Source organism: Promicromonospora sp. NPDC052451, from assembly GCF_044547525.1.
Taxonomy (GTDB): Bacteria; Actinomycetota; Actinomycetes; order Actinomycetales; family Cellulomonadaceae; genus Promicromonospora.
The window spans coordinates 55783-74591 of sequence record NZ_JBIUAP010000010.1 but is presented as its reverse complement, the minus strand read 5'-3'; the positions used below and the strand labels follow the sequence as shown (position 1 = coordinate 74591).

Here is an 18809-nt window from a genome sequence, read left to right as displayed (position 1 = left end):
TGGGCGCCCGCCCGCCCGCCGCCCCGTCCTCGTCCCAGCAGGCGGGACGTCGGCGGGGTCCGCTTGGTGCATCCGGCCCCCCTGGCGCACCATGGGTCCGTGCAGCGAGCCCTCCTCCTCGAGAACGTCCACCCGACCTCCGTGCCGATCCTCGAGTCGGCCGGTTACGAGGTCGACTACCGCAAGGGAGCCCTGGACGAGGACGAGCTGATCTCCGCGCTCGACGGCGTCCAGCTCCTCGGCATCCGGTCCAAGACCGAGGTGACCGCGCGGGTGCTGACGGAGGCGACCGACCTCGTCGGTGTGGGCGCCTTCAGCATCGGCACCAACCAGATCAACCTCACGGCGGCCGCCAACCGCGGCGTCGCCGTGTTCAACGCGCCGTTCTCCAACACCCGGTCGGTGGTGGAGCTGGCGATCGCCGAGATCATCTCGCTGACGCGCCGCATGACGGAGCGCGACCGCGCGCTGCACGACGGCGTCTGGGACAAGTCCGCCGAGGGTTCGCACGAGGTGCGCGGCCGTACCCTGGGCATCGTCGGCTACGGCAACATCGGCTCGCAGCTCTCCGTGCTCGCCGAGAACCTCGGCATGTCGGTGATCTTCTACGACACCGCGGAGAAGCTGGCGCTCGGCAACGCGCGCCGCGCCGAGACGCTCGACGAGCTCCTGGAGGCCGCCGACGTCGTGACGCTGCACGTGGACGGGCGGTCCGGCAACGCGGGGCTGTTCGGTGCCAAGCAGTTCGCGCGCATGAAGCAGGGCGCGATCTTCCTCAACCTGTGCCGCGGGTTCGTGGTGGACGTCGACTCGCTGGCCGAGCACATCACCTCCGGGCACCTGTCCGGCGCCGCGGTGGACGTCTTCCCGACCGAGCCCAAGAAGCGCGGCGACTCGTTCGAGTCGGTGCTGCGCGGGCTGCCGAACGTGATCCTCACGCCGCACGTGGGCGGCTCCACCGAGGAAGCGCAGGAGGCGATCGGGCAGTTCGTCGCCAAGAAGCTCAGCGACTACGTGACCACCGGCTCGACGATGCTCAGCGTCAACCTGCCCAACCTCCAGCTCGAGCACACGGGCGTGGGCCGCATCAAGCTGCTGCACCGCAACGTGCCGGGCGTGCTGGCCACGGTGAACCAGATCTTCGCCGACCACGGCGCGAACATCGAGGGCCAGATGCTCGCCACGCGCGGCGACATCGGCTACGTGGTCACCGACATCTCGGACGTGACCGAGCGCGGCGCCTCCAAGAAGCTCCAGGCCCTGGACACGACGATCCGCCTGCGCATCCGCGACGCGTTCGACCGGCCGGAGTTCCCGCCGGGCCCGGCGGCCCGCTGATCCAACCCGCCCTGCCTGCCCGTCGAGTGCGGGATGTTCGCCCTTCTGGCACACGAAGAAGGGCGAACATCCCGCACTCGACGAGGTTCAGGAGCGAGACGCGGTCGGGATGTCGTACGCCGCGAACGCCTCGGCTACCTGCGACTCGGTCAGGCCGTAGCGGTCCAGCGTGTACGCGTGCGGGCGGTGGCCCGTCCGGTCGGTCGCGGCAGCGAGGTTGGCGGCGTCGGCCGGCGTCCACGTCAGGTCCAGCCGGTCGAACACCCCGCGCAGCACGGCCTCGGGCCGGGCCACCAGGTCGTCGTACACGACGTCGATCACCGCGTCCGCCGGGAGCTGCTCGCGCAGCGCCAGCGCCCGTTCCACGCCGCCGGCGGAGATGTCCAGCCACTCCTGGCCGATGCGCTCCAGGTCGATGCGGCCGGGCTTGACGTACATCGTGTGGGTCGCCTCGGCCATCGAGCAGCCGGAGGCGACGGCCGCACCGGGCGCACGGTGGGTCCACACGAACCGCGCGTCCGGGAAGGCCCGGAGGATCTCGGGCATGCGCCACAGGTTCATCGGGTGCTTGAGCACCCACCGGTCCGGCGCCTCGCCGGCGGCGATGACCTGCAGGGCGTCCCGCAGGAACCGGTAGTCCTCGGTGAGGTCGGCCTGCGCCACCCACTCCAGGTACCGGGGCGCGGGACCCCACGTCGCGTACATCTCGGTGTGCGCGCGCAGCATGAAGTCCTCCTCCTCGCTCTCGGCGACCAGGGGGTGCAGGTGCGCCCAGGCGGGACTGACCTTGCCGACGGTCGCGAACCGCTTGCGGGTCTTCTCGATCACCTTCGCGCGCTCGGCCTCGGGCAGCGGGAGGCCCAGGTTGGTCATCTCCCACAGCTTCGGACCCCGGTTGCCGGGGTGCCGGGCGATCAGGTTGTACGTGAGCGTGGTGCCGGTGCGTGGCAGGCCCACGACGAACACGGGCGCCGTCACCGGCTCCTGGAGCACCTCGGGGCGCTGCGCCTGGGCGTCGCGGACCACCGCACGGTTGCGGAGCCGGTCCCGGATCTGGTCCTGGGTGCTCATCCAGCCGAGGCCGCTGAGGTCGGGGTTGGCCGCGTGGTCGGCCAGCAGCAGGCGCAGGCCGTCGACGGCCGCGAGGTCGGCCTCGGTCAGCGGGACGCGTCCGCGCTGCACCTCGGCCAGGATGCCGTCGAAGACGGCGTCGGGGTCCTTGCGGGTGCGCATCCCGGGGGTGAGCAGCAGGTTGAGCAGTCTGAGCAGGGGTGTGGCCTGGGGCATGGCGCTCATCCTGCCCATACCGCCCGGTGCCGACAAGCTGCCAGGAGGGTCATTCCGGATCGTGACCTGGGCCGTCGGTCACCGCGGAGCGATCGTCCGTTAGCATCCCGAGCGGAGGCTCGTACCCGGCGTCACATGCGCCGGGCGCGGCCGCCGCCGAGAGGAGAACCGTGACCCCAGCATCATCGGTACCGCGGCCCGTGCGGCTGAGCGACGTCGCCGAACGCACCCCGCTCGTGGCGACGACGTCGTCGCCCGACGCGAACGCGGTGTACGAGCAGCTCCGTGAGCGCTGGGGATCGATCGCCCCGATCGACCTGGAGCCCGGCGTGCCGGGCTGGCTGGTGCTGGGGCACGCGGCGGCGGTCGGGATGCTGCGCGACGACCACACCTTCATCAAGGACCCGTCGATCTGGAACGGTCACGGCAAGGGCCTGCTCGGGCCGGGGTCGGGCCTGCACCTGGTGCTCGCCCAGGCGCCGAAGCCCACCCTCGCGGACGCCGACGGCGCCAAGCACGCCCGGCTGCGCCCACCCGTGGACGACGCGCTGGAGCAGGTCGACGAGGCCCGGGCCGGCGCCATCACCCGCCGGCTGTGCGGCATGCTCATCGACCGGTTCGAGGACCGCGGCCGCGCCGACCTGGTGGCCGAGTACGCCGCCGTCGTCCCGTTCCTGGTGCTGTCCGAGCTGGACGGCCTGGAACCGGGTCAGGCGCAGCGGCTGCAGGAGATCACCCGGGCGATCTTCGAGGCCGGAGCCGATGCCCGCGCGCTGACCGACGAGCTGCGCGAGATCGTCACGGGGCACATCGCGTACAGCCGCGAGCGCGGCACGCGGGACATCGCCGGCGTGCTGTCGGTGCACGAGAACTTCGAGAACGACCTCGAGCGCGCGCAGACGCTGACGGCCATCACGGCGGCGGCGACGGAGTCGCTCATGGCCTGGGTGGCACAGACCCTGGTGCTGATCCTGAGCGACCCGCGCTTCTCCCACCGGGTCTCGGGAGGCCGGCTGCACATCGACGACGCCCTCGACGAGGTGCTGTGGCGCTCGACGACCAACCCGAACCTCATGCCCCGGTTCGCGGTGCGCGACGTGGTGGTCGACGGCAAGCTCATCGAGCGCGGCGACCCGGTGGTCGTGGCCGTGCACGCGGCCAACCACGACCCGCTGGTGCAGTCCGACGACCCGTGGGAGACCGTGGGCAACCGGGCCTACCTGTCGTTCGGTGCGGGTGCGCACCGCTGCCCCGCCCCGCGCCTGGGCCGGGTCGTCGCCCGCATCGCGGTGGCCGAGCTGCTGCAGCGCCTGCAGCTGACGCTGGTCGGCGACCCCGACCGGGTCGAGTGGGCCACCAGCCCGTGGATGCGCTTCCCGGCGCGCCTGCCCGTGACGTTCCCCTCCCCGCGGCAGCAGCCCCCGTACGGGAGCTGGGGCGCCGACGCCGAGGACGACGACCCGGTGGGCTCCCCGCTCGGTCGCTGACGCCGCACCACGCTGACCAGGACATCTGCCGGCTGAGCGCCGACTGCCGGGTTGTTCCGCGCCACCATTCTGTGATCACTTCTGTTATTAGTTGTGATCTTTCGCGGCTCGCACCTCGGTGAGATCTGGCGCGCCGATTGACAGAACCGCACAGAGTCAGCCATTGTTGCGCTCGCACCCGGCAGTCCGCCCTCGACGACGAGGAACATCAGCGATGTCAGCTTCACAGTTTGAAACTCTTCAGCACACTACTTCACATTCGCCACCACGGCGGCTCAGCGACGGCCAGTTCGCCCTGCTCCTGCTCCTGCCCGGCGGCGCCCTGCTGCTCGGCGTGGTGCTGTACCCGCTCGTCGCGGCACTGGTGACGGCGTTCTTCGAGCAGAGCCTGGTCGTCCCCGGCCGCACGTTCGTCGGCCTGGCGAACATCGTCGACGTCCTGACCGGCGACTTCCCGCGCCTGCTGTGGCAGACCCTGGTCTTCACGGTCGGCACGACGGTCTTCCCGTTCGTCATCGGCTTCGCGCTGGCGCTGGCCCTGAACACCCGCATCCGCGGCGCCAAGGTGCTGCGCGGCCTCATGCTCATCCCCTGGCTGGTGCCCGGCGTCGTCGTGTCGTTCCTGTGGATGTGGATCTTCAACGCCAACTACGGCGTGCTGAACGCGCTCCTGGAGGCGGTCGGCCTCATCGACGGCGCCGTGCCCTGGCTCGCCCAGCCCGGTACCGCGATGACGGCCGTGGTGGTGGCCAAGACCTGGCAGTCCTTCCCCTGGATGATGGTCATGCTGCTGGCCGGCCTGCAGACGGTGCCGCGCGAGCTGCACGAGGCCGCGGAGATGGACGGCGCCGGCACCGTGCGCCGCTTCTTCTCGATCACGCTGCCCCAGGTCAAGGGCATCGTCGGCCTGGTGCTGCTGCTGGAGCTCATCTGGAACTTCCAGCACTTCGACATCATCTACGTGCTCACCGGCGGCGGGCCCGCCGGCGCCACGCAGACGTTCGCGACCGCCGTCTACGAGACCGCCTTCCACGGGTTCGACCTCGGGCACGCCGGCGCGCTCGGGCTGCTCTGGATGGTCCTGCTGATGGGCCTCGTCGTCGTGTACATCCGCTTCTCGGAGAAGGGAGAGGCGAAGTGAGCGCGCTGACGCCGACCCGCACCCCCGCCCCTGCGCCGGCCGGCCAGGACGCCACCACGCCCCCGCCCCGCCCGGTGCGGCGCAGCCCCCTGCGTTCCGAGCGGCGCGGCGTGCGCATCGCCGCGTGGTCCACCGTGGTGGTCTTCGGCGGGTTCGCCCTGCTGCCGGTGTACTGGCTGCTCGCCACCGCGCTCACCCCGCGCGACCAGGTCTTCGCCTACCCGCCCCGGCTGTTCCCCGCGGCGCCGACGCTCGACGCCTTCGCCGCGCTGGCCGGCAACGAGCAGCTGTTCGTCTACCTGCGCAACAGCCTGCTGGTGTCGGTGCTCACCGCCGTGCTCTCGGTGCTGGTCTCGGCGTACATGGGCTACTCGTTCTCCAAGCTCCGCTACCGCGGGCGCCGGTCGCTCATGTACTTCGTGCTCGCCTCGCAGATGTTCCCCCAGGCGCTGCTGCTGGTGACGCTCTACTCGCTGTTCAGCGCGTACGGCCTGCTCAACACCTACACCGCCCTGGTGCTGAGCTTCACCACGTTCACGCTGCCGCTGTGCGTGTGGATGCTCAAGGGGTTCTTCGACACCATCCCCGACGAGCTCGTCGAGGCCGCACGCGTCGACGGCGCCTCGCGGCTGCGGATCATCCACTCGATCGTGCTGCCGCTGTCGGCCCCGGGCCTCATCGCCGCCGGGCTGTTCGCCTTCGTGCGCGGCTGGAACGACTTCATCTTCGCCCTCACGCTCGCCGGCCCCGAGAAGCAGACCCTGCCGCCGGGCCTCGTGAACACGTTCGTGGGCGAGGCGTCCACCGCCTGGCCCGAGCTCATGGCCGCGTCCCTGGTGGTCTCGCTGCCGGTGGCCATCGCCTTCATCGCCCTGCAGAAGTACCTGGTCGGCGGCCTCACCGCCGGCGCAGTCAAGGGCTGACGGCGCCCGGCGGCACCACCGCCGGAGTCCCGGCCCGTAGTCCCCGTATGCCCGACCCCTCATCGTGGAGGATTCCCATGCCCGCTCACCCCGCCCTCGACACCACCACCCTGTCCCGCCGCCGCCTGCTGCAGCTGCTCGGCCTCGGCGCCGGTACGCTCACGCTGGCCGCCTGCGTGCCCGAGGCCGGCCCCGCCGCGCCCCAGGCCGCGAGCACCGCGGCCGCCGGGGCGAAGACCGACTTCAGCTTCGCCTCCTGGTCGCTGACCGAGGAGACGGCCGCCCCGGCGATCCGCGAGCTGCTGGGCCAGTACTCCGAGACGAACGACGTCACGGTCCGCGAGGTCTCCTACCCGTACAACGAGTACATCAGCCAGCTCACGCTCCAGGTCAAGGGCGGCCAGGTGACCGGCGCCGTGCACGTGGACGTCGCGTGGCTCGGCTCGCTGGCCGCGCTCGGCAAGCTGCAGGACCTGGGCCCGCTCGCCCAGGGCGCCGACTACACGCAGGCGGGGCTCACGGCGTCGCGGTTCGACGGCGTGCAGTACGGGCTGCCGTGGAACATCGGCGCGATCGGTCTCATCGCCAACTCGGGCCTGCTGGAGCAGGCCGGGATCGGCGACGTGCCCGCGACGATCGACGAGTTCGAGGCCGCGCTCAAGGACCTCAAGAAGCTCGGCGGCGGCGTGGTCCCCTACGCGGCGTCCACGAAGGCGGCACAGCTCAAGGACGTGCTGATCTGGATGGAGACGTTCGGCAGCCCGCTGCTGGACGGCGACACGGTGACGATCGGCGACGACGCGAGCGTCGAGGCCGTCACCTGGTACAAGTCGCTCTACGACCAGGGCCTCATCGCGCCCGACGTCGACCGGTTCGACGCGCGGTCGCTGTTCGCCCAGGGCCGCGCCGCGATCTACGACGACGCGATCGTCGGCCGGGACGCAGTGGTCACCGAGTCGCCCGACAAGAAGCTCGCGGACAAGCTCACGGCCTGGTCGCGTCCCGTGCTCGCCGCGGGCGACACCCCGCGCGCGCTGGTCTGGGGCGGCGCCGTCGCCGTCGTCCAGGGGGACGGCGCGGAGACCGCAGCCGACTTCGCGAAGTGGATGACGTCGGACGTCGAGGTCGCGAAGCAGTACTTCGCGGCGCGCGGTCTGCCGCCGGCCACCGAGTCGGCGCTGGCGCTGCCGGAGGTGGCGGACGACGCGTTCGGCGCGCAGTTCGCCGAGCGGATCACCGCCACCGCCACCACCAACCCGTTCTGGGTCTACCCGCAGTACGCCCAGATCGAGACGGTCATCGCCGAGCAGGTCCAGGCGGTGCTGGTGGGCAGCGCGGAGCCGAAGGCCGCGATGGCGAAGGCCGGCGAGGCCGCTCAGAAGCTCGTCGGCTGACGGCGCCGCGACACGTGTTCGTTCCCGCAGTCACCCCCACGGTTCAAGGAGGAACCATGCGACGACAGCACCACCCCGGTCCCCGTGCCGTCACGGCCGCCCTCGCGGCGGCCGTGACCCTCGGCGCCGCCCTGCCCGTGCCGGCCGCCGCCGCGCCCGTCCCGGCGGCCGCGGCCCGGCACGCGGCGCAGGTCGACCAGCTGCCCTTCACCGTCGACTCGTCCAACCAGGCGGGCTGGTGGAAGCCGCTCGACGTGGTCGGCGGCGTCACCTACGTCGCCTACAACGCGCCCGGTCCCACGGCCGCCACGCACGAGGTGCACGTGGCCGCGCGCGGTGCGGACGGCGACTGGACCGACGGCTGCCTGCGGACGGCCGACGGCAGCTGCGCCACGTTCGCGGACGACAACGGCCACAACCAGCCCTCGATCGTGGTGGACGGCGACGGACACGTGCACGCGTTCGTCTCCATGCACCACGAGCAGTGGAACTACTTCCGCACCACGACGCCGGGCGACGTCACCTCGCTGGTGGACGTCTCGGCGCAGATGCCGGACCAGGACCTCGCCATCACCTACCCGGTGACCGCCCGCGGCGCGGACGGCGACGTCTACGTCATGGCCCGGGCGGGTGCGGACCAGCGGCAGGCCCGGACGGGCAACCTGTACCGCTTCGACACCTCGGCCGGAACGTGGTCGCGCGTCGCGGTGGTCGCCGACGCGCAGAGCCACTCGTTCTACCCGGACGACCTCAAGGTGGGCACGGACGGCCGCGTGCACGTGCTGTGGGAGTGGGGGCCCTGGCCCGCCGACCCGTCACGGCACCTGGGCTCGTACGCCGTGTACGACCCGGCCGACGGCTCGTTCCGCGACGTCACGGGCGCCGCTCTCGCCACCCCGATCACGCCGTCGACGCCGGGCGCCGTGATCTACCAGCCGTACACCGCGGGCGAGGACATCGGCTCGTACTGGCCGGCCCTGCAGACCGCGAAGCTCGCCGTGCACGGTGACGAGCTGGACGGCATCGCCTACCGGTTCCGCACCGAGGGCGTCACCGCGTTCGACGGCTACGACGTCCGGTACGCCCGCTGGGACGGCGCCGCCTGGCAGCGCGAGACCGTGCTCGACCTGGCCGGGCTCGGGCCGGGCGTCGAGACGTCGGCGGCCATCGAGACGACGTCGGCGGGCGCCACCACGCGGGTGTACGCGGTGGTGGAGACCACCTCCTGCGTGACGGGCCAGCGCAGCGCCGTCGTGCGCGCCGAGCAGGTGCGGGGCGAGAGCACCTGGCGGTTCGGTACGGTCGGCGAGCCGCAGACGGGTGCCCAGCGGCTGAGCGCCGTCACCGGGCCGACCGGCACGGACGCGATGTACCTGACGGTCCCCAGCGCCGGGCTGCTGTTCCACGCCGCGCTGCCCCGCACGGCCGGCACGCCCGAGGGCGGCACCGCCGCCGACGTCGTGGCGGACCTGCGCGGGGAGGCCACCCGGGTCAACGTGGCCCGGGGCGCGGACGTGACCGTGTCCTCGACGCTGCGCGCCGACACCGGCGGCGAGCTCGCGGTGGACGGCTCCTGCACGGACGCCAGCCGCTGGATCTCCGCCCTGGAGGACACCCAGCCGGTGCTGACCGCCGACTGGGGCACGCCCACGGCCGTCGACACGGTCCGCGTGCGCAGCGGCTACAGCAAGGCCACCGGCACGGCCGACGTGCTGCGCGCCTTCTCCGTCGAGCTGCACACGGCCGACGGCTGGGTCCCGGTGGGCCAGGTCAGCGGCAGCACGCAGGGCACCGTCACCCTCACCTTCCCCGCCGCCACGGCCGACCAGGTGCGGCTGCTGGTCACCGACCCGTCGGCGTCGGCCACCGACGTCGCGCGGGTCTACGAGGTCGAGGCCCTGGCCGTCGACGGCTAGTCCCTGCCCCACGCCTGCCCCACCCCGCCCCGCACACCCACCAGCACTCTTGACCAGCACTGAGGAAACAAGGAGAACATGCGCACCCAGACGGTAGAAGCCGACATCGTCGTCGTCGGAGGGGGCCTCGCCGGCGTCTGTGCCGCCGTCGCGGCCGCCCGGACGGGCCGGCAGGTCGTGCTGATCAACAACCGGCCGGTGCTCGGCGGCAACTCGTCGTCCGAGGTGCGGGTGTGGGTGTGCGGGGCGACCGCGCACGGCAACCAGCGATGGGCCCGGGAGACCGGGATCATCGGCGAGATGTACGTGGAGAACCAGTACCGCAACCCCGAGGGGAACCCGGTCTACTGGGACGACGTCGTGCTGGACACCGTGCGTCGCGAGCAGAACATCCGGCTGTTCCTGAACACCGACGTCCGCGAGGTGCGCGCCACCGGGCCCGACGACGCCCGGCGTATCGAGTCGGTGACCGGCTGGACCATGGCGTCGGAGATCCTGACGACGTTCACCGCGCCGGTCTTCCTGGACTGCACCGGCGACGGGCTCGTGGGCCACCTCGCCGGGGCCCGGTACCGGCTCGGCAAGGAGAGCCATGCCGAGTTCGGCGAGGAGTGGGCGCCGCCGGAGGCGGTGCGCGAGTTCCTCGGCTCGACGCTGCTGTTCTACACCAAGGACCTGGGGCACCCGGTGAAGTACGTGGCGCCGGAGAGCGCCATCGACATCTCGGGCACCCCCATCCCCGAGCACCGCATCATCCGCAGCGGCGACTCCGGCGCGCACTACTGGTGGATCGAGTGGGGCGGCGAGCTCGACACGGTCGACGACAACGAGCGGATCCGCGACGAGCTGCGCGGCGTCATCCTCGGCATCTGGGACCACATCAAGAACTCCGGGAAGTTCGACGCCGACAACCTGACCCTCGAGTGGATCGGCAACGTGCCCGGCAAGCGCGAGTACCGCCGGTTCGTGGGTGACTACACGCTGCACCAGGGCGACATCGTGGGCCAGACCGAGTTCGCCGACGGCGTCGCGTTCGGCGGCTGGTCCATCGACCTGCACCCCGCACAGGGCATGTACGCCACGGGTGCCGGGGCCCTGCAGCGCTTCTCCGACGGCGTCTTCGAGATCCCCTACCGGTCCCTGTACTCCGTGAACGTGGAGAACATGCTGTTCGCGGGCCGTGACGTCTCGGCCACGCACATCGCGTTCGGCGCCGCGCGCGTCATGGCCACCTGCGGCGCCATGGGCCAGGCCGCGGGCACCGCGGCGGCCCTGTGCGTCGAGCACGGCACCACGCCGCGCGGCGTGTACACCGACCACCTGGACGAGCTGCGCCAGACGCTGCTGGCCTGGGACGCTCCCCTGGTCGGCGTCGCGAACGCCGACGAGCGGGACCTGGCCCGGCGCGCCCGCGTGACGGCGTCGAGCACCACCACGACCGTCGCCGCCCCGGTGGCCGCCACGACGGGCGACCCGTACGACGACTTCGACGTGCACGACCTCGACGTCGACCTGGGCATCGCGCTGCCCGTGCACCCGCGCCTGGACAGCGTGGACCTGCTCGTCTCGGCCCGGAACGACACGACGCTCCGGGTGGAGGTGTACTCCACCGGCAAGAAGCAGAACGTGGTGCCCGCGCACCTGGAGTCGGCGACCGACGTCGTCGTGCCCGCCGGTGACCACCGCTGGGTCACGGCCCACGTGCCGTTCGCCCCGGAGGTGCCGCAGAACGCCGTGGTGGTGCTCCGCGCCAACCCCGACCTGGCCGTGCACACCACGGCCACCCTGCCGCCCGGGGTGCTCACCCTGGTGCACCGCGTCGACAGCGACGACCAGAACGTGCAGATCAGCACCGACGAGCTGCTCGTGCAGTGGCCCACCAAGCCGCTGCGCGGCCGGTCCGTCGTCTTCCGGACCGCCCCCGAGACGCACGCGCTCGCGCCCGAGCGGGCGACGTCGGGCTACCACCGCAACCACGGCGGGCCGAACATGTGGGCCTCGGCGCCCCTGTCCCCCGGCCGCGAGGAGTGGCTGCGCCTGGACTGGGACGAGCCCGTGACCCCGGGCGAGGTGCGGGTCGTGCTCGACGACGACCTCGACGTCGAGCTCAACACGCTGCACCACCACCGCACCCCCCACGAGATCCTGCCCACGCTGGTGAAGGACTACCGCGTCGAGGTGCTGCCGCACGACGGGCCGGACTGGGTCACCGTCGCGGCCGTGACCGGCAACCGGCAGCGGCTGCGCGTGCACCCCCTGCCGGACGACCTCGGCGCCGTCCGCTCCGCCCGCCTCGTGGTCGGCGCCACCAACGGTGCCGAGCAGGCCCGCGTGGTCGCGTTCCGGGTCCAGGAGCGGTGATGCCGACCGGGAACGACAGGACCCTGCGCGCCGCGCCCGCGGTGTCGCCGGTCCCCCGCCGCCGGGCGGGCACCACTACGCTGTCGGTCGTGCACAGGAAAGAGCGCACCGGGATCGTGGCGCTCGCCGTGCCGGACCTGGAGGAGCCGTACTTCGCCGAGCTGACGGCGCTGCTGGTGCGGCGCGCGGACCAGCGTGGCCTGTCGGTGCTCATCCAGCAGACCGCCGGCGACCACGAGCGCGAGGTCAACGTCGCCAACGGCATCGGCCTGCCCGCGACGGATGGGCTGATCCACATCCCCCGCGCGCTGTCGGTGGCCGACCTGACCCGCCGCGCCACGCCCGGCCCCCTCGTGCTGCTGGGCGAGCACATCCTGGTCAGCCCGTTCACGCACGTCACCATCGACAACCGCGCGGCGTCCTACGCCGCGGCCGAGCACCTGGCCCAGGTCGGCTGCGCCCGGGTCGCGTACGTGGGCACCCGGGACGCGCGCCCGTCCGACGCCGCCGACCGGCGGTACACGGGCTACCGGGACGCCGTCGCAGCCCTGGGGCTGGCGCAGGACCCGGACCTGGTGGCGCAGCTCGACGCGTTCACGCCGGACGAGGGCCTGCGGGCGGTCGCCGACCTGCTGCGCCGGGGGGTCGCGTTCGACGGCCTGGTCTGCGCGAACGACTCCGTTGCCTTCGGCGCGCTGGTCGCGCTGGAGGCCGGCGGGCGGTCGGTGCCCGGCGACGTGGCCGTGGTCGGCATCGACGACGTGCGCGGCGCGCGGTTCACGGTGCCCGCCCTGACGTCGGTCGCCCCCGACAAGGAGGCGCTGGTCGAGCGCGCGCTGAGCGAGCTCGAACGGCAGATCGCCACCCCGCCCGGCGGCAACCTGCCCGTGGAGCACGTGGTGGTCGGGGCGCGGGTGGTGCCCCGGGCCAGCACGGCCCGGTGAGGCCCCGGCGGGCCGTGCCGCACGGCCGGCCTCCCGGGCACGCCCGGGCTCAGTCCACCGGCACGACCTGGAGCTCGCCCACCTGCTCGGCGAGCGTCGCGCGGGCCGCCTCGTCCAGCCCGTCGTCGACCACGAGGTGGCGCACGTCGCGCAGGTCCACCACGGTGGTCAGCCCCACGACGCCCCACTTGGAGTGGTCGGCCAGCACGACGGCGGCGCCACCCGCCGCGAGCAGCGCGCGGTCGGTCTCGGCCTCCAGGAGGTTCGGCGTGGTCAGGCCGGCGTGCAGGTCGATGCCGTGCGCGCCGAGGAACGCGATGTCCAGGTGCAGGTGCTCCAGCGACCGCACGGCCACCGGGCCCACCAGGGAGTCGGACGGCGTCCGGACGCCGCCGGTCAGCACCACGGACTGCGTGTACGGCTCGTCGGACCGGTCAGGACGCCGGAACACCTCGGCGACCGGCAGCGAGTTGGTCACCACGGTCAGCTCCGCGACGTCGCGGAGCTCCTGCGCGAGCACCCACGCCGTCGTGCCGCCGGAGAGGCCGACCGCCATACCCGGCTCCACCAGGGCCGCCGCGTGCCGCGCGATCGCCCGCTTCTGGGCGACCTGCTGGTGCACGCGGGCCACGAACCCGCGGTCCTGGCGCACCGTCTCGTCCGGCCGCGCCGTGGCACCGCCCCGCACCCGGTCCAGCTTCCCGTGGTCCGCGAGCACCTCGATGTCGCGGCGGACCGTCATCGCGCTCACGCCGAGCTCGTCGGCGAGCTCCGCGATGCTCGCGGCGCCCCGGCGGGCCACCTCGTCGACGATCCGCGCCCTGCGCTCAGCGACCAGCACACCTACCCCTTTCGACGACCGGCTCAGTGTGACACGAGCCGCGCCGTCGGCCACCGCCGTACCCGCCGAAGGAAACCCGACGTGACCCCTGCCGCACCCCCGCCCCTGCCGAGCCCCTACGACCGGTGGTTCCCGGGCAGCCCCCTCGACGGCACCTACGGGTACGACCGCGACGCGCTGCTCGCCGTGGTGCCCGCCGCCGAGCCGGACGGGTTCGCCGAGCTGTGGCGGTCCTGGTACGCCCGGGCGCGGGAGGTGCCGTCCGACGTGGTGGTCGAGGCGGCGGGTGGGGCTCGCCGGTCCACGCACGACGTCTCCGTGGTGATCTACACCGCCGACGGCGGGCTGCGCCTGCGGGCCTGGGTCGCGGTGCCGGTGGGCGCACGGCCCCGCGTGGGCGTGGTGCACAGCCACGGGTACGGCGGGCGGGACGCCCCGACCTTCGAACGGGTGCCGCACGACGCCGCCGTCATCTTCCCGGTCGCGCGCGGGCTCGGTGCTCTGAACGCCGGTGTCGGGGCGCCCGACACCAGCTCGCGGCACGTGCTGCACGGCATCGAGGCGGTGGAGACGTACGCCGTCGGGCGGTCCGCCGTGGACCTCTGGCACGCGGGGACCGCCCTGCTGGACCTGCTGGCCCGGCAAGACGGGACCTTGGGCAACCTGCCGCTGTACTTCGTCGGCACGAGCTTCGGCGGCGGCATCGGGGCGCTGGCCGTGCCGTGGGACGACCGGTTCGTGGGCGCCACGCTCGAGGTGCCGACGTTCGGCCAGCACGACCTGCGCCTGACGATGCCGTGCACGGGCAGCGGCGAGGCCGTGCGCCACCACGTCGCGGACCACCCGGAGGCACGCGAGGTGCTGGCGTTCCACGACGCGTCGGTGGCCGCCACGCACCTGCGCGTGCCCACCCGCGTCGAGTGCGCGGCGTGGGACACGCACGTGCCGCCGCCAGGACAGTTCGCGGTGGCGAACGGGGTGGGCCGGGCCGCGGGGGCGAACCTGGAGCTGGCGATCCACACGGCGGGCCATGCCGAGTACCCCGGCCAGTCCCGGGAGCAGGCGGCGGCGTTCGCCGCGACCCGCGCCCACATCGCCCGCACCCTCCCGACCTGACCGGCCCACCGGCCCCACCCACGGGCCTCACCGACGGGCCTCACCCACCGGCCTCACCCACCGGCCTCACCCACCGGCCTCACCGACGGGCCTCACCGACGGGCCCCACCCACCGGCCTCACCCAGCCGCCGGCGGCGAACGCGGACCTGGTAGCACTCCGGGCGCTCAGAACGCACCTACTCCCGCACTCAACACTCCACGACGCCGGCCCGACGCCGGTCGGCAACGGTCGGCGACGGCCGACGACGGCCGGCGACGGCCCGGCGACGGCCCGGCGATGACCGGCGACGGCCCGGCGATGACCGGCGACGGCCCGGCGATGACCGGCGACGGCCCGGCGATGACCGGCGTCGGCCCGGCGATGACCGGCGTCGGCCCGGCGATGACCGGCGTCGGCCCGGCACCCTCCAGCCCCCGCCGAACGTAGGGATCGTCGGTCGATGAGGGCCCATGGGCCGACCATCCCTACGTTCGGCCAGGCAGGGAGGGCGTCGGGCGGGCGCCGCGAGAGGGTCAGCGGCCCGTGAAGGTGGGGGGCTCGCGGGTCAGGAACGATGCGACCGCACCCGTGTGGTCGGACGTGGCGCCGCACCGGGTCTGGGCCACCGCCTCGGCCGCGAGGGCGTCGTCCAGGCTCAGGCCCGGGGCCCGGGCGAGCAGGCGCTTGGTCTGCGCGAACGCCGTGGTCGGTCCTTCGGCGAGCTGCCGGGCCAGCGCGGTGGCCCGGGGCAGCACCTCGTCCGGCTCGACGATCTCGCCGGCGATACCCCAGGCGACGGCCTCCTCGGCGGTGAACGTGCGGCCGAACAGGACGAGCTCCTTGGCCCGGGCGTCCCCGACGGCGCGCGGCAGCGTGACCGACAGGCCGGTGTCGAAGGTCAGCCCGATCCCCGTGAACGCGGTCGCCAGCCGCACGCCGGTCGCGAAGACCCGGTGGTCGCACGCGAGCGCGAGGCCCAGTCCGGCCCCCGCGCAGGTTCCGGCCACGGCGGCCAGCACCGGCTTGGGCATGGTCAGCAGGTCGCGCACGACGGGCGAGTAGTGCTCGCGGACCGTGGAGAAGGCCGCCTCCGCCCCGTCGGCCAGGGCAGCGGCGTGCTCGCCCAGGTCCTGGCCCAGGCAGAACGCCCGCGTGGTCCCGGCGAGCACGACGGCGCGCACCGCGTCGTCGGCGGCGACGTCCGCGACGGCGGCGCGCAGGGCCTCCTTGGCCGCGACGGTCAGGGCGTTGCGGTGCGCGGGGTCGTCCAGCGTGATCGTCGCCACCGCGTCCACGCGGTCGACGACGACGGGAGCGTCGCTCATCGTTCCTCCTTCACGATCGGTGCCGGGTGTCACCACGGGTAGAACCCCTGCCCGGTCTTGCGGCCCAGCTCCCCCGCGGCGACCTTGTCGCGGAGCACCCGGGGCGGCGCGAACCGGGGCCCCAGCTCGCGTTCGAGGTGCTCGGCGATGTGCAGCCGCACGTCGAGCCCCACGAGGTCGGTGGTGCGCAGCGGACCCACCGGGTGCCGGTAGCCCAGGGTCATCGCGGTGTCGATGTCGGCGGCGTCGGCCACGCCCTCCTCCAGCATGCGCATCGCCTCCAGGGCGAGCGCCACCCCGAGCCGGCTGCTCGCGAAGCCCGGTGAGTCCTGGACGGTGATCGCCGTCCGGCCCAGGCCCGCGACCCAGTCCCGGGCCCGGGCGACGAGGCCGGGCGCGGTGCGCCGTCCGACCACCACCTCGACCAGGGAGCTGACCGGGACGGGGTTGAAGAAGTGCAGGCCCACCAGGCGGGAGGGGTCCGGCAGGGCGTCGGCCAGCGCATCGATCGACAGCGAGCTCGTGTTGGTGGCGAACGCCGCGCCGGGGGCCGCCGCGGCCGCCCGCGCCAGCACGTCACGCTTGAGGCCGGCCACCTCGGGCACGGCCTCGACCACCAGCGCGCAGCCGGCCAGTGCGGCGTCGTCCACCACGACGCCGAACCCGCCCGCGACCGTCGCGCCCTCGGCGACCGCCCGGGCGAGGCTCCGCTCGATGCGCTCGCGCGCCGACCGCGCCGCGGCGTCGTCGCTCTCGACGACGGTCACGGTGGCGCCCGCCACCGCGAACGCATGGGCGATGCCGCCGCCCATGCGCCCGCCGCCGTACACGCCGACGGCGTCCGGGACGGCCACCACCGAGGCAGGCTGCGGAGCAGACGGCGCGGCCGCAGCCGCCGGACCGGGCGCCGCTCCCTCCGGGACCCCGGTCATGGCCGCCCCCTGCGCCGGTCGAGGAACGCCGTCATCCGGTCCGCCTTGTCCTGGGTCTCGAACAGCACCGCCTGGGCGACGTCGTCGATCAGGGGGTGGGCGGCGCGGGGCGCGTCCAGCACGGACTTGGTCAGCCGCACGGCGAGCGGTGCCTGCGCGGTGATCCGGTCGGCGAGCCGGTGCCCGGCCGGTTCCAGGTCGTCGGCGTCCACCACCTCATTGAGGAGCCGGACGGCGAGGGCCTCCTGCGCATCGAGCACGCGCCCTGCCAGCAGCACCTCCTTGGCGAGCGGCTCCCCGACGAGCTCCGCGAGCCGCCAGGCCGCCCCGGCGGCGGCGAGGATGCCGAGGCCCGGCTCGGGGTTGCCGATCCTGGTCGCCGGGGTGCCGATCCGGAAGTCGCACGCGTAGGCGAGCTCCGCGCCGCCGCCGAGGGCGTACCCGTCGACGAGGGCGACCACGGGCATCGGCAGCCGGCGGACCCGCTCGAAGACCCCGGAGTTGATCCCCGCCAGGGCATCCTCCCGGCGTCGTTCGCGCAGCTCCGCGATGTCGGCGCCCGCGGCGAAGGTGCCGCCGGAGCCCACCACGAGCGCCACCCGCGGCGTGGCCTCCAGCAGGGCGCAGGCGGCGTGCAGGGCCTCGACCGTGGCGCGGTCGATGGCGTTGCGGACCTCGGGCCGGTTCAGGCGCAGCACCACCCGGTCGTCGTGCTCCTCGACCAGCAGGGGCGCGCTCATGCGTCGAAGTCCACGACGACCTCGTCGCTCACGGGGAACGACTGGCAGGTGAGCACGAACCCGGCAGCCACCTCGGACTCCTCCAGCGCGTAGTTGCGCACCATGTCCACCTCGCCCTCGCGCACGCGCGCCCGGCAGGTGCCACAGACCCCGCCCTTGCACGCGAACGGCAGGTCGGCACGGACCTCCTGCGCGGCGTCGAGGAGCCGGGTGTCCCGCGGCATCGCGCTGGTCGTGGACCGGCCGTCGAGCACCACGGTCACCTGGCTCGTGGCGCCGTCGGCCACGCGGTCGGCGTGCCGTAGCTGCGGCGGCGGCTCGTCGACCCAGAACAGCTCGACGTGCACCCGGTCGGCCGGGACGCCGAGCTCGGCCAGCACCGCCCGGGCCCCGTCCTGCATGCCGAGCGGCCCGCAGAGCCACACGTGGTCCACGTCGCCGACCGGCACCACGAGGGTGAGCAGGGCACGCAGGCGGTCGGCGTCGAGCCTGCCCGAGAACAGGTCGACGTCCCGCGGCTCCCGGGACAGCACGTGGACCAGGTCGAGCCGGTCGTGGTGGGCGTCCTTGAGGTCCGCCAGCTCCTCGGCGAACATCACCGAGGCGGTCGTGCGGTTGCCGTAGAGCAGGGTCACGCGGGCGTCCGGGTTGCGCAGCAGCGTGGCCGCGATCGAGAGCACCGGCGTGATGCCCGAGCCCGCCGCGATGCACAGGTGCCGCCCGCCCGCCGCCGGGTCGGCCCGGAACCTGCCGCTCGGCGCCTGCACCTCCACCCGGTCCCCGGGCCGCACGTCGTGCACGAGCCAGGCCGAGAACAGCCCGTCGGGCACCTCGCGGACGCCGATCCGCGGCGGGCTGCCGACGGGCGCGCAGATCGAGTAGGTGCGGCGGTGCTCGACGCCGTCGACCACCCGGCGCAGCGTCAGGGACTGGCCGGCGGCGAAGTCGAACACGTGCCGCAGGCCGGCGGGCAGGTCGAACGTCACGGCGGCCGCGTCGTCGGTGAGCCGTTCGACGTCGCGCACGGTGAGCGTGTGGAAGGCCGTGCGCCCGGCGGCGGCGCGGCTCAGGGTGGCGGTCACG

16 protein-coding genes are annotated in these 18809 nt (G+C 73.6%); 10 read left to right on the top strand and 6 right to left on the bottom strand.

All coding sequences use genetic code 11. The features are described 5' to 3' along the window. Positions 1-99 precede the first annotated feature (99 nt). Complete coding sequence (serA, locus tag ACIG47_RS18075) at positions 100-1338, top strand: phosphoglycerate dehydrogenase (protein ID WP_397412834.1); 1239 nt, start codon at positions 100-102, stop codon at positions 1336-1338. 87 nt (positions 1339-1425) lie between these two features. On the opposite strand, the gene ACIG47_RS18070 is transcribed toward serA, so the two are convergent. Continuing rightward, positions 1426-2625, bottom strand: a complete 1200-nt coding sequence (locus tag ACIG47_RS18070; protein ID WP_397432406.1) for a sulfotransferase family protein — start codon at positions 2623-2625, stop codon at positions 1426-1428. Between the two features lie 170 nt (positions 2626-2795). Between ACIG47_RS18070 and ACIG47_RS18065 the strand changes: the two genes are divergently transcribed. The 7 genes from ACIG47_RS18065 (at position 2796) to ACIG47_RS18035 (ending at position 12791) form a co-directional block, all read left to right on the top strand. Next, complete coding sequence (locus ACIG47_RS18065) at positions 2796-4112, top strand: cytochrome P450 (RefSeq protein WP_397432405.1); 1317 nt, start codon at positions 2796-2798, stop codon at positions 4110-4112. 214 nt (positions 4113-4326) lie between these two features. Next, positions 4327-5253, top strand: a complete 927-nt coding sequence (locus ACIG47_RS18060) for a carbohydrate ABC transporter permease (protein WP_397432403.1) — start codon at positions 4327-4329, stop codon at positions 5251-5253. Continuing rightward, positions 5250-6176: a carbohydrate ABC transporter permease gene (locus ACIG47_RS18055; protein WP_397432402.1), complete on the top strand. Its 927-nt coding sequence runs from the start codon at positions 5250-5252 to the stop codon at positions 6174-6176. Before ACIG47_RS18060 ends, ACIG47_RS18055 begins: the two co-directional genes overlap by 4 nt. A gap of 77 nt (positions 6177-6253) precedes the next feature. Then, entirely contained in the window at positions 6254-7570 is a 1317-nt protein-coding gene (locus ACIG47_RS18050) for an extracellular solute-binding protein (RefSeq protein ID WP_397432401.1), read from the top strand. Between the two features lie 56 nt (positions 7571-7626). Next, a complete protein-coding gene (locus ACIG47_RS18045; RefSeq protein ID WP_397432400.1) occupies positions 7627-9486 on the top strand; it encodes a BNR-4 repeat-containing protein in 1860 nt (619 codons plus the stop codon). Positions 9487-9564: 78 nt separating this feature from the next. Then, on the top strand, positions 9565-11847 hold the full coding sequence (locus ACIG47_RS18040; RefSeq protein WP_397432399.1) for an FAD-dependent oxidoreductase: 2283 nt from the start codon (positions 9565-9567) through the stop codon (positions 11845-11847). A gap of 89 nt (positions 11848-11936) precedes the next feature. Continuing rightward, entirely contained in the window at positions 11937-12791 is an 855-nt protein-coding gene (locus tag ACIG47_RS18035) for a LacI family DNA-binding transcriptional regulator (protein WP_397432398.1), read from the top strand. A gap of 49 nt (positions 12792-12840) precedes the next feature. Here ACIG47_RS18035 and ACIG47_RS18030 read toward each other — a convergent pair whose 3' ends face one another. Beyond that, the gene (locus ACIG47_RS18030; protein ID WP_397432397.1) at positions 12841-13632 is read right to left on the bottom strand and encodes a DeoR/GlpR family DNA-binding transcription regulator; all 792 of its coding nucleotides are present in this window, start codon (positions 13630-13632) and stop codon (positions 12841-12843) included. A gap of 81 nt (positions 13633-13713) precedes the next feature. Here ACIG47_RS18030 and ACIG47_RS18025 point away from each other — a divergent pair, with 81 nt between their 5' ends. Both ACIG47_RS18025 and ACIG47_RS18020 read left to right on the top strand, forming a co-directional pair. After that, a complete protein-coding gene (locus ACIG47_RS18025; protein ID WP_397432395.1) occupies positions 13714-14748 on the top strand; it encodes an acetylxylan esterase in 1035 nt (344 codons plus the stop codon). 278 nt (positions 14749-15026) lie between these two features. After that, positions 15027-15176, top strand: coding sequence for a hypothetical protein (locus ACIG47_RS18020; protein WP_397432394.1), 150 nt, complete (start codon positions 15027-15029; stop codon positions 15174-15176). A gap of 86 nt (positions 15177-15262) precedes the next feature. On the opposite strand, the gene ACIG47_RS18015 is transcribed toward ACIG47_RS18020, so the two are convergent. Genes ACIG47_RS18015 through paaE form a run of 4 tightly spaced genes read right to left on the bottom strand, consistent with a single transcriptional unit; the run spans position 15263 to position 18808 of the window. After that, a complete protein-coding gene (locus ACIG47_RS18015) occupies positions 15263-16054 on the bottom strand; it encodes an enoyl-CoA hydratase/isomerase family protein (protein WP_397432392.1) in 792 nt (263 codons plus the stop codon). Between the two features lie 29 nt (positions 16055-16083). Next, a complete protein-coding gene (locus tag ACIG47_RS18010) occupies positions 16084-16986 on the bottom strand; it encodes a 3-hydroxyacyl-CoA dehydrogenase family protein (protein WP_397432391.1) in 903 nt (300 codons plus the stop codon). Then, positions 16983-17726: an enoyl-CoA hydratase/isomerase family protein gene (locus tag ACIG47_RS18005; RefSeq protein WP_397432390.1), complete on the bottom strand. Its 744-nt coding sequence runs from the start codon at positions 17724-17726 to the stop codon at positions 16983-16985. Before ACIG47_RS18005 ends, ACIG47_RS18010 begins: the two co-directional genes overlap by 4 nt. Beyond that, positions 17723-18808, bottom strand: a complete 1086-nt coding sequence (gene paaE, locus ACIG47_RS18000; protein WP_397432388.1) for a 1,2-phenylacetyl-CoA epoxidase subunit PaaE — start codon at positions 18806-18808, stop codon at positions 17723-17725. The genes ACIG47_RS18005 and paaE overlap by 4 nt, the downstream gene beginning before the upstream one ends. Between the last annotated feature and the right edge of the window lies 1 nt (position 18809).

Coding starts and splice junctions, on each gene's coding strand:
- ACIG47_RS18070 (WP_397432406.1), bottom strand. CDS start 2,625: ATGCCCCAGGCCACACCCCTGCTCAGACTGCTCAACCTGCTGCTCACC.
- ACIG47_RS18060 (WP_397432403.1), top strand. CDS start 4,327: ATGTCAGCTTCACAGTTTGAAACTCTTCAGCACACTACTTCACATTCG.
- ACIG47_RS18050 (WP_397432401.1), top strand. CDS start 6,254: ATGCCCGCTCACCCCGCCCTCGACACCACCACCCTGTCCCGCCGCCGC.
- ACIG47_RS18045 (WP_397432400.1), top strand. CDS start 7,627: ATGCGACGACAGCACCACCCCGGTCCCCGTGCCGTCACGGCCGCCCTC.
- ACIG47_RS18040 (WP_397432399.1), top strand. CDS start 9,565: ATGCGCACCCAGACGGTAGAAGCCGACATCGTCGTCGTCGGAGGGGGC.
- ACIG47_RS18020 (WP_397432394.1), top strand. CDS start 15,027: ATGACCGGCGACGGCCCGGCGATGACCGGCGACGGCCCGGCGATGACC.
- ACIG47_RS18015 (WP_397432392.1), bottom strand. CDS start 16,054: ATGAGCGACGCTCCCGTCGTCGTCGACCGCGTGGACGCGGTGGCGACG.
- ACIG47_RS18010 (WP_397432391.1), bottom strand. CDS start 16,986: ATGACCGGGGTCCCGGAGGGAGCGGCGCCCGGTCCGGCGGCTGCGGCC.
- ACIG47_RS18005 (WP_397432390.1), bottom strand. CDS start 17,726: ATGAGCGCGCCCCTGCTGGTCGAGGAGCACGACGACCGGGTGGTGCTG.